The sequence below is a fragment of the Flavobacterium sp. W21_SRS_FM3 genome, from assembly GCF_052113625.1.
Lineage (GTDB): Bacteria > Bacteroidota > Bacteroidia > Flavobacteriales > Flavobacteriaceae > Flavobacterium.
Window position 1 is genome coordinate 126,234 of the sequence record NZ_JBGQOD010000003.1, and the last position, 11,629, is coordinate 137,862.

Annotated in this window: 7 protein-coding genes; 3 read left to right on the forward strand and 4 right to left on the reverse strand. The window is 34.3% G+C overall.

The genetic code is table 11. The features are described from left to right. Window positions 1-8: 8 nt before the first annotated feature. On the reverse strand, window positions 9-2,660 hold the full coding sequence (gene gyrA / locus ACEN2K_RS06835; RefSeq protein ID WP_441758580.1) for a DNA gyrase subunit A: 2,652 nt from the start codon (window positions 2,658-2,660) through the stop codon (window positions 9-11). A gap of 254 nt (window positions 2,661-2,914) precedes the next feature. On the opposite strand from gyrA, the gene ACEN2K_RS06840 reads away from it, so the two are divergent. The 3 genes from ACEN2K_RS06840 (at window position 2,915) to ACEN2K_RS06850 (ending at window position 7,535) form a co-directional block, all read left to right on the forward strand. Then, on the forward strand, window positions 2,915-5,467 hold the full coding sequence (locus tag ACEN2K_RS06840; protein ID WP_441758581.1) for an ATP-dependent Clp protease ATP-binding subunit: 2,553 nt from the start codon (window positions 2,915-2,917) through the stop codon (window positions 5,465-5,467). A 138-nt stretch (window positions 5,468-5,605) separates the two neighbouring features. Continuing rightward, window positions 5,606-6,979 (forward strand): 30S ribosomal protein S6--L-glutamate ligase, encoded by a 1,374-nt coding sequence (gene rimK, locus ACEN2K_RS06845; RefSeq protein WP_441758582.1) that lies wholly within the window; start codon window positions 5,606-5,608, stop codon window positions 6,977-6,979. 46 nt (window positions 6,980-7,025) lie between these two features. Continuing rightward, on the forward strand, window positions 7,026-7,535 hold the full coding sequence (locus tag ACEN2K_RS06850) for a DUF421 domain-containing protein (RefSeq protein ID WP_441758583.1): 510 nt from the start codon (window positions 7,026-7,028) through the stop codon (window positions 7,533-7,535). Window positions 7,536-7,635: 100 nt separating this feature from the next. On the opposite strand, the gene ACEN2K_RS06855 is transcribed toward ACEN2K_RS06850, so the two are convergent. From ACEN2K_RS06855 to hutH, 3 genes are read right to left on the reverse strand one after another with little or no spacing between them, the layout of a single operon-like run. Beyond that, on the reverse strand, window positions 7,636-8,988 hold the full coding sequence (locus tag ACEN2K_RS06855; RefSeq protein WP_441758584.1) for an anion permease: 1,353 nt from the start codon (window positions 8,986-8,988) through the stop codon (window positions 7,636-7,638). A 36-nt stretch (window positions 8,989-9,024) separates the two neighbouring features. Next, a complete protein-coding gene (locus ACEN2K_RS06860) occupies window positions 9,025-9,669 on the reverse strand; it encodes a DUF47 domain-containing protein (protein ID WP_441758585.1) in 645 nt (214 codons plus the stop codon). Between the two features lie 56 nt (window positions 9,670-9,725). Then, on the reverse strand, window positions 9,726-11,234 hold the full coding sequence (gene hutH / locus ACEN2K_RS06865; protein ID WP_441758586.1) for a histidine ammonia-lyase: 1,509 nt from the start codon (window positions 11,232-11,234) through the stop codon (window positions 9,726-9,728). Between the last annotated feature and the right edge of the window lie 395 nt (window positions 11,235-11,629).

An 11,629-nucleotide genomic window follows, 5' to 3' on the forward strand; every position in this document is an offset into this window, starting at 1 on the left:
TAATTATATTAAGCGTCATCGTCTGAATCGTCTTCCTCTTCATCGATTTCATCCTCTTCCACTTCGTCTTCTTCTGAATCATCATCATCGTCATCTGATCCTTCATCGACTAACTCTTCTAAAACAGGTTTAACTCTTTCTATTACCTCTACTTCGACAACATTACCATCTTCATCAACGATAACTTCTTCAACATCATCTTTCATTACCTTAGTTACAGCTGCAATAGAATCTTTACCTTTTAAGTTAATCAGTTTCACACCTTGAGTAGCGCGACCCATAACACGTAAGTCCTCAATAGCCATTCTAATTGTTAAACCTGATTTATTAATAATCATTAAATCATCAGCATCCGTTACAGCATTAATAGAAATCAATTGTCCCGTTTTCTCAGTAATGTTTAATGTTTTCACACCTTTACCTCCACGGTTTGTAATACGGTACACATCTTCTCCGTCTTCATCAACTAATTTAGTACGTTTTCCGTAACCGTTTTCTGTAACGACTAAAACTTGAGAATCATTTACTGCATCTTTATCTACAGTAACCATGCCAATCACTTCATCGTTATCATCCTTAAGCGAAATTCCACGTACTCCAGAAGCTGTTCTTCCCATTGGACGTGTCTTAGTTTCTTCAAAACGAACTAATTTCCCTGACTTAACAGCAAGGATGATTTGGCTTTCGCCATTCGTTAATTTTGCTTCTAATAACTCATCTCCTTCTTTAATAGTAATCGCAGCAACACCATTAACTCTCGGTTTAGAATATTTCTCTAAAGAAGTTTTCTTTACTTGACCTTTCTTAGTTACCATAACTAAGTTATGACTCTTAATATAATCTTGGTCTTTTAAATCTTGAGTACAGATAAATGCTTTTACTTTATCGTCGCTCTCAATATTAATAAGATTTTGAATTGCTCTACCTTTAGCTGTTTTATTTCCTTCTGGTATTTCATAAACACGCATCCAGAAACATTTTCCTTTTTGGGTAAAGAACATCATATATTGATGGTTAGTCGCCACAAACATGTGTTCTAAGAAATCTTGATCTCTTGTTCCTGCACTTTTTTGCCCTACTCCACCTCTATTTTGAGTTTTGTATTCAGATAAATTAGTACGTTTAATATATCCTGCATGCGAAATTGTAATTACAACATTTTCATCCGCAATTAAATCTTCGATACTTACATCTCCGCCCGAATATTCAATTATAGAACGACGCTCATCTCCGTATTTCTCTCTAATTTCTTCTAACTCTTCTTTGATTAAAGCAATTCTCAAATTAACATCAGCTAATAAAGCTCTTAAATGATCAATCAATTTCATGATCTCATCATACTCTGCTCTTAACTTGTCTTGTTCTAGACCCGTTAATTGACGCAAACGCATTTCTACGATTGCTCTAGCCTGAATATCAGATAATTTGAATCTCTCAATTAATTTCTCTCTAGCTTGCTCTGTGTTTTTAGATGCTTTGATTAACGCAATTACTTCATCAATATTATCCGATGCAATAATCAAGCCTTCTAATATATGAGCTCTTTCTTCTGCTTTGCGCAATTCAAACTGCGTTCTACGAGTTACCACATCGTGACGGTGCTCAACAAAATAATGAATCATATCTTTAAGATTCAACATTTGTGGACGACCTTTCACTAAGGCAATATTATTGACACTAAAAGAAGATTGTAATTGTGTGTATTTATATAAGGTATTTAAAACAACATTAGGAGTTGCATCACGTTTTAAGATATAAACGATACGCATACCATTTCTATCTGACTCATCACGAATATTCGCAATTCCTTCAATTTTTTTATCATTTACTAAGTCGGCAGTACGTTTGATCATATCTGCTTTATTCACTTGGTAAGGTATTTCTGTTACGATAATACATTCTCTACCATCCACTTCTTCAAAACCAACTTTGGCACGCATTACTACTCTACCTCTACCTGTTTTGAACGCTTCACGTACACCCTCATAACCATATATAACACCACCTGTAGGAAAATCTGGAGCTTTGATATGCGTCATCAACTCATCGATTTCAATATCATTGTTATCCATGTAAGCAAGTGTACCATTGATAACCTCTGTAAGATTGTGTGGTGGCATGTTAGTAGCCATACCAACAGCGATTCCTGTTGCACCATTAATTAATAAGGTAGGAACACGTGTGGGCATTACTTTTGGCTCATACAAAGTATCATCAAAGTTCAGTTGAAAATCAACAGTTTCCTTTTCGATATCAGCCATTATTTCTTCTGAAATCTTACGCATTCTAGCCTCAGTATAACGCATCGCAGCTGGGCTATCACCATCTACAGATCCAAAGTTACCTTGACCATCAACTAATAAATAACGCAAACTCCATTCTTGAGCCATACGAACCATGGCATCATAAACAGAGGTATCTCCGTGTGGGTGATACTTTCCTAAAACTTCTCCGACAATTCTAGCGGATTTTTTATGGGCTTTATTTGAAAAAACTCCTAAATCATACATTCCGTAAAGAACTCTTCGATGTACAGGTTTTAAACCATCTCTAACATCTGGAAGCGCTCTTGATACAATTACTGACATCGAATAATCAATGTAAGCTGATTTCATTTCATCTTCTATGTTAATAGGAATTAACTTTTCTCCTTCAGACATAAGTTGTTATATTAAAAAATTATATTAGTTTCAAAACGTGCCAATATACGGCTTTTTGAAATTTTTGAAAGCTTTTTGAACTACAAATTTAAATGATTTATTAACAAAATTATCCCTGCTTTTGTTTACTAATTTTAATCTTATATTAGCTTATTTCCTCTTTTTTTTGTCAATTAGCTGACAGATGATGTTAAGGAACGGTTTTTGTTTTTAAACTACTAATTCACTAAATTTACATTTACTAAATATATATTATGGATGATAATTTTTCACCAAGAGTAAAAGATGTTATTACCTACAGTAAAGAAGAAGCTTTACGACTGGGTCATGACTTCATTGGAACCGAACATTTAATGCTGGGCATTCTTAGGGATGGTAACGGCAAAGCAATACAAATACTTAATAACCTATCTGTAGACCTAGATCATTTGCGTAGAAAGGTAGAAATACTAAGCCCTGCAACACCAGGAACAGATATAAATTCAGAGAAAAAAAACCTACACTTAACACGTCAAGCAGAACGAGCACTTAAGACAACTTTTCTAGAAGCAAAAGTTTTTCAAAGTTCTTCTGTTAGCACTGCGCATTTATTGTTATGCATTTTAAGAAACGAAAACGATCCAACAACCAAGCTACTTAATAAACTTAAAATTGATTATGATGTAGCCAAAGAACAATATATAAATATGACACCTAACGAAGAAGAATTCTTGGAAAATTTACCAAGAGCAACAGACTCATATAACGATGACTTAGGACAAGATGACAGTCTTAAAGAAGGTAATTTTAATAATCCCGCCAATAAATCTAATAAGAAGTCCAAAACACCTGTTTTAGATAATTTTGGTCGTGATTTAACAGAAATGGCCGAGGAAGGAAAACTAGATCCAGTTGTAGGTCGTGAGAAAGAAATTGAACGTGTTTGCCAAATTCTAAGCAGACGTAAAAAGAACAATCCATTACTAATTGGAGAGCCTGGTGTGGGTAAATCTGCCATAGCCGAAGGTTTAGCGTTACGTATCATTCAAAAGAAAGTTTCTCGCATCTTATTCAATAAACGCGTAGTAACTCTTGATCTTGCCAGTTTAGTTGCTGGAACAAAATATAGAGGACAGTTTGAAGAACGCATGAAAGCGGTAATGAATGAATTAGAAAAAAATGATGATATCATTCTTTTTATTGACGAAATCCATACTATCGTAGGAGCTGGTGGAGCTACAGGTTCACTAGATGCATCTAATATGTTCAAGCCAGCATTAGCTAGAGGAGAAATTCAATGTATTGGTGCCACAACATTAGACGAATACAGACAGTATATTGAAAAAGATGGCGCGTTAGAGAGACGTTTCCAAAAAATTATTGTAGAACCAACTTCTGTTGAAGAAACGATAACAATATTAAACAACATAAAAAATAAATACGAAGATCACCACAATGTTATTTATTCACAAGAAGCAATTGAAGCTTGTGTTAAATTAACTGATCGTTATATGTCAGAACGCTTTTTACCAGACAAGGCTATTGATGCCTTAGACGAGGCAGGCTCTCGCGTTCACATTACTAATATTGAGGTTCCTAAAAAGATTCTCGATTTAGAACGTCAACTGGAAGAAATTCGTGAGTTAAAAAATGCTGTTGTTAAAAAGCAAAAATATGAAGAAGCGGCTAAACTTAGAGATGATGAAAAACGCATTGAAAAAGAACTAGCCATTGCCCAAGAACAATGGGAAGAAGATGCTAAAAACAATAGAATTCAAGTAACTGAAGATAATGTTGCTGATGTTGTTTCTATGATGACAGGGATTCCTGTGAATCGTATTGCACAAACAGAAAGCAACAAATTAGCCAAACTACCTGAGCTTATTGAAAGCAAAGTTGTAGGTCAAAAAGAAGCCGTTTTAAAAATTGCTCGTTCAATTCAAAGAAATAGAGCAGGTTTAAAAGACCCTAACAGACCTATTGGTTCATTTATCTTCTTGGGACAAACTGGAGTTGGTAAAACACAACTAGCTAAAGTTTTAGCCAAAGAATTATTCGACTCTGAAGATGCTTTAGTTCGTATTGACATGAGTGAATACATGGAGAAATTTGCCATTTCACGATTAGTGGGAGCGCCTCCAGGATATGTAGGTTATGAAGAAGGAGGACAATTAACTGAAAAAGTTAGAAGAAAGCCTTATGCAGTAGTACTACTGGATGAGATTGAAAAAGCACATCCAGATGTTTTCAACATGTTATTACAAGTGCTTGACGATGGTTATTTAACTGATAGTTTAGGTCGAAAAATTGACTTTAAAAACACGATTATCATCATGACTTCTAACGTAGGAGCGAGACAACTGAAAGACTTTGGTCAAGGGGTTGGTTTTGGAACTGCTGCCAAAGTTGCGCAAGCAGATGACAATTCGAAAAGTATCATTGAAAATGCTCTAAAGAAAACATTTGCTCCTGAATTTTTAAATAGAATTGATGATGTAATCGTATTTAATGCATTAGAGAAACATGATATTGATTTAATTATCGAAATTGAATTGAAAAAACTGTATGCTCGTATTGCTGAATTAGGTTACCAATTAAAATTATCTGATAAAGCAAAAGCATTTATTGCTGAGAAAGGTTTCGATAAGCAATTTGGCGCAAGACCACTTAAAAGAGCAATCCAGAAATACGTTGAAGATGCATTAGCTGAAGAAATTATAACTTCAAAAATTGCTTCTGGTGATGAAATATTTATGGATATTGAAGAAGGAGCTCAAGAATTAACCGTAAAAGTTCACAAAGCTGAAGAGCCTACAAACTTGCCTTAAAATAGAATTAAACAATTAATAACAAACCCGTTACGTTTTTATAAGCTAACGGGTTTATTCTTTACATAAATTCGCCTTATTTTTAAAAACAAATATTTACATTTGATTTTTATAAAACTGAATTAACAAAATCTATATATGTCTTTAAACAAAGTTATCCTGGGTAGTGAAGAGTGGTGTTCGTTTCCGGAATTAGGTATTCCAACGATAAAAGCTCGTGTAGATTCAGGTGCAAAAACATCTGCGCTGCATGCAATTAACATTGCTCCTTTTATTAAAAACGATACTAACTGGGTTAAGTTTGATATCAACCCGATACAAAACAATCTTAAAACCGTTATTCATTGCGAGGCTCCTTTAGTAGATAAAAGAATAGTAAAAAGCTCTAGTGGATTTAGAGAACAACGCTATGTTATCCAGACTTCCTTAGAAATTGGCGATTCTAAGTGGCCAATTGAAATGACACTTACCAATCGTGACTCGATGGGTTTTAGAATGCTTTTAGGTAGAGAAGCCATGAGCGGAAGAGTTCTTGTTGATCCTGAAAAGCAATATCTTTTAGGACAACCAACCACCGATAATTTAAAAGAATTATATAAAAATTCAGAGAAAGCCACTACGGGACTACGTATTGGAGTTTTGGCAAGTAATCCTGAATTATATAGTAACAAACGTATCATGGAAGCGGGAGAAATGCGTGGTCATGAAATGCACTTTTTGAATATCAAAGAATGTTATATGCGTTTAGATGCGCAAACTCCTGAAATTCATTATAGAGGCGGAATCATATTAAATCAATTTGATGCAATAATCCCTAGAATTAGACCAAGTATTACTTTTTACGGTTGTGCGTTAACACGTCAGTTTGAAGCATTAAAAGTATACAGTTTAAATTCAGCAAATGCGATTACACAGTCCAGAGATAAATTATTTTCACTTCAACTACTTTTAAATAGTGGTATTGGGATTCCTACTACAGGATTTGCAAACTCACCACTGGATACTAATGATTTGATTAAGATGGTTGGAGGTTCGCCTTTAATCGTGAAATTATTAGAAGGAACACAAGGAAAAGGTGTAGTTCTTGCTGAGACTAAAAAAGCTGCTGAGAGTGTGATTAATGCTTTCAAAAGCGTCAATGCTAACATCTTAGTGCAAGAGTTCATCAAAGAGGCTAATGGTAAAGATTTGCGTCTATTTGTAATTGATGGAAAAGTGGTGGCCACGATACAACGTGAGGCGATGCCTGGTGAATTTAGAGCAAATATTCATTTAGGTGGAACGGCTTCTGTTATTAAAGCCACTCCTGAAGAGAAAAAGATTGCTATCAAAGCAGCCAAAGCGATGGACTTAAAAGTTGCTGGAGTAGATATCATTCGTTCTTCAAAAGGGCCATTGCTATTAGAAGTGAATTCTTCTCCCGGTCTAGAAGGAATTGAAGGAGCAACTAATAAAGATATAGCTGGAGAAATGATCAAAGCCATTGAAAAAAACTTCAAAACAAGATTATAAATTATTCGATTTTATAAAATAATAGCAACAATCTAAACTTAAAAAAGTGGATCAATACCTCGATATTATTTTTCGCAGTGCTATGGTCTACTTTTTTATGGTTATAGCCTTACGCGTTTTTGGGAAGAAAGAATTATCCCAACTCAATACTACTGATGTCATTTTGATATTACTCATTAGTAATTCCGTTCAAAATGCCATGGTAGGTGCTAATGACAGTCTGTATGGCGGCCTTGTTGCAGCTACTGCCCTATTTACTATAAATTTTGCTTTGAAAAAGCTAATGTTTAGGTTTCCACAGCTTAATAGTTTTATTCAAAACAAACCTGAGATACTAGTTCACAACGGTACCTTAGAATTCAAAACCTTAAGCCGACTCAATATTACCTCTGAAGAGTTAAGGGAAGCCATGAGAGAACATGGCGTAGAACATTTTAAAGAAGTAAAATTAGCCATGTTAGAAGTAGATGGTAACATCAGTATTATTACTGGTAATGATCAATTAAAGCAAACCCATTATAAGCGAAAGAAAAAGGCCAAAAAAACCATACGTTAATAAATGGCTAGCGTATTTATTAGTTTTATAATAAAAAAAAAAGCATCCAAGTTTACTATAAAACTTGGATGCTTTTTTATTTTTAAAGTAGTAATGCTATCTAGATAAATACACTTAGTATATAATACACTAAAGCTGCTAACAGACCCGAAACTGGTATTGTCAAGACCCAAGCCCAAAGTAAACTTACCGTAACACCCCAACGCACAGCAGAGACACGTTTTGTCAAACCAACTCCAATGATTGATCCTGTAATGGTATGTGTTGTACTTACAGGCACCTTAAAATGCTCTGTAAAGTAAAGCGTCAAAGCTCCAGCTGTTTCAGCTGCTACACCTTCAAACGAGGTTACTTTTGTGATTTTAGAACCCATTGTTTTAACAATTTTCCATCCTCCACTTAGTGTTCCTACAGCAATTGCGGTATAACAAGCTAGCGGAATCCATTCTGGCATCACTCCTTTTATTCCTTTTTCATCATTAGGCAACACCACTTGTAACCATTCTGGCAGACTTATAATATCTACACCACTAGTTTTAATATAAACTGCTACAGCTGCAGCGATAATCCCCATTACTTTTTGCGAATCATTTCCACCATGCCCTAAACTAAAAGCTGCTGACGATAACAACTGCATTTTTTTCAATACAGCATCGGCTCTATGTAAATTTAAGCTACTAAATACTAATGCAAAAACTGACATCGATAAAATGATAAAAGCAACTAAAAACCATTTTATATTATGTGATTCAAATAGAACACTCCAAAAAACAGAGCTTGCAAATCTTGGGTTTTCTATTTTGTCGAAAGGAACCATTTGATTATAAACAAATACAATAGACGCAACCATTAAAGCGATAGTAAACAATTTTGGAAGAATTGTTTTCTTAGAAGCATTTAGCAACCAAATAGATATAAAATACGACATTACTGCTCCTAAAAGCGGCGCCAACACAATAAATGCAATGATAATAACAACTCCAGAAGGCATACCACCCTCTTTTCCTGCTTTGTACCAACTTACAATATTGTACCAATGTTTGATGTGTTCTACTCCATCTTCAACAATAACATAATCAGAAAAACCATGTACTGCAATAGCATGAGCAATAGCGGCTCCTGCAAATCCACCAATTAATGTGTGTGAAGAACTGGATGGAATTCCTTGCCACCAAGTAATTAAATTCCAAATGATTGCCGCAACAACTCCCGCAAGAATCACTGTCAAATTTATTTGACTAGCATCGGCTGTTTTTGCAACTGTATTAGCAACACCTAAACCAAAAACCCAATACGCCAAGAAGTTAAAAAAGGCGGCCCAAAGAACAGCTTGAAATGGCGAAAGTACTTTGGTGGCAACTACAGTAGCAATGGCATTTGCAGCATCGTGAAAACCATTGATGTAATCAAAAATCAAAGCCAATACTATAATAACTATAAGTAGAGTAAACATATTTTTAATTGAAAGATTGAGAAATTTTCGAAATTCTTAAGAATGTTTAACCGCAATTGATTCTAACACACTTGCAACACTTTTACATTTATCAGTAGCTGTTTCTAGAACAGATAATACTTCTTTGTACTTAATAATGTTTTTTGCATCTGTTTCGTTTTCGAAAATTTCAAAAACCGCTTTATTATAAACGGTATCTGACTTATTTTCTAATTTGCTAATTCTAGCACAAGCAGCAGTAATACTTGGAATGTTTTTTAAATTTCTCAATTCTTTTACTGCCGTATCGATATTTTGACAAGCTTCAAGATTGATTTCGGTTAATTTTCTAATTGATTTCGTAATTTTATCTACCTGGTACAAACGCATGATACTTGATGCTCCATGCAAACGATCGGCCACATTATCAATTGAAGTAATCAAGGAGTGAATATCTTCTCTATCAAAAGGAGTGATAAAATTTCTACTCAGCTCTAGATTAGTTTGGCGTGTTATATCCTCACCTCTTTGCTCTAATGTATCAATTTTAGCAAAAAGCTCTTCTCTTTCCTTCAATGGAAGATTAACTGCTTCGTGCAAATTAGAAGCTAATTCAATTAAATTACTTGATGCTTCTTCAAAAAGAGGAAAGAATTTTTTATCTTTCGGTACTAAAAACTGGAAAAGACTATTTAATGACATTTGTTATGTTTTTTTAAGGACGCAAATTTAGTTGATTTTTTTATTCGAAAACTAATCTAATTCAATAATTCATCTTCTATTTGAAAACTGTTTAAAAAGGCCACGGTTTTCTCTATGTCATAATGTAAGATTCTGTCTTCTTTAACTATAGCAACTTCTTCGCGATAAGCAGTTAAAAACATCTCTATAAAATCACTGGATTGCAAAGGTCTTCTGTAGTGAACCGCTTGAGAGGCATTCATTAATTCAATCGCTAAAATACGCTCTAAATTATCCATAACGCGCAACGCTTTTGTAGCGCCATTAGCTCCCATACTAACATGATCTTCTTGACCATTACTAGATACAATACTATCTACACTGGATGGTGTTGCTAATTGTTTGTTTTGACTAGCTATACTTGCAGCGGTGTATTGCGGAATCATAAAACCGGAATTCAAACCAGGATTATCCACTAAAAAGGCAGGCAGATTACGCAATCCTGATATTAATTGATAAGTTCTTCTTTCCGAAATACTTCCTAATTCTGCCAAAGCAATAGCCATAAAGTCTAGGGCTAAAGCCAAAGGTTGTCCGTGGAAATTACCACCCGAAATGATCTCATCGCTATCAATGAATATATTAGGATTGTCTGTAACCGAATTAATTTCTGTTTTAAATACTTTTTTCACATAATCAATCGCATCTTTTGAAGCGCCATGCACTTGAGGAATACATCTAAAAGAATATGGATCTTGGACATGCGTTTTTTCTTGAGCAATGATTTCGCTACCTTCTAAAAATTCTTTAACTCGATCTGCTGTCACAATTTGTCCTTTATGTGGTCTAATGAAATGAATCAACTCATGGAAAGGCTCTATTCTTCCGTCGAAACCTTCTAATGAGATCGCTCCAATTAAATCAGCCAAATAAGAGAATTTCTTCGCCTTCATTAAAATATGGGCGCCATAAGCACTCATAAATTGTGTCCCGTTCAATAAAGCCAAACCTTCTTTGGACTTTAACACAATAGGTTCCCAATTAAAATGTTGCATTACAACGCTGGTATGCACTTTTTTTCCTTCAAAATAGACTTCGCCTTCTCCTAACAATGGCAAAGATAAATGCGCTAATGGCGCTAAATCTCCTGAAGCTCCTAGAGATCCTTGTGTATAAATAACTGGTAAAACATCATTATTGTAAAAAGCGATTAGGCGTTCTACGGTTTGTGTTTGTATTCCTGAATGACCATAGCTTAACGACTGTATCTTTAACAACAACATTAATTTTACAATAGCCAGAGGCACTTCCTCCCCTGTTCCGCAGGAATGTGATTTTACAAGGTTTTCTTGTAGCTTAGAAAGGTTTTCATTCGAAATTTTGACATTACAAAGCGACCCAAAACCTGTGTTTATTCCATATATTGGAGCAGAATGTGATGCCATCTTTTGATCTAAATATTCACGACATTTTTGAATATTAACTTTAGCTTCTTCTGATAGTGCTAAACTTTTATGTTGACTAATAATTTCCTGAACGATTTCTAGCGAAAGAATTTCAGTACTTATATAATGTGTATTATCCATTAGGTTTTCCATTTTGAGTGCCAAAATTCAATAAATCAATATTAATAAACAACATATATTACTTATAATTTAAAATTCAGCTTGAAATAAAGCTCTTTTCTAAAATTCCTTCATTTATACTACAAAAAAATACAAACAGATTTAGTGTCTATAGTAGCATCATTTTTATCTCTAAAATCAGTAGCTATCGCTGCAACTAAATAGAGAACGTTTCAAATCATAGCTATTCAGGCAAGTATTTCAACACTACAAAATTGCCGAAAATTAGGATTTACAACCTATTTAAATAGTTGAGATAAGAGTTAAATTATCAATCGTCTTTATAAAATGCCTTTATTATAAGAAATATGGAACATGACAAAGATATAATGCTGATTTTTAAAATATTCGCAAAA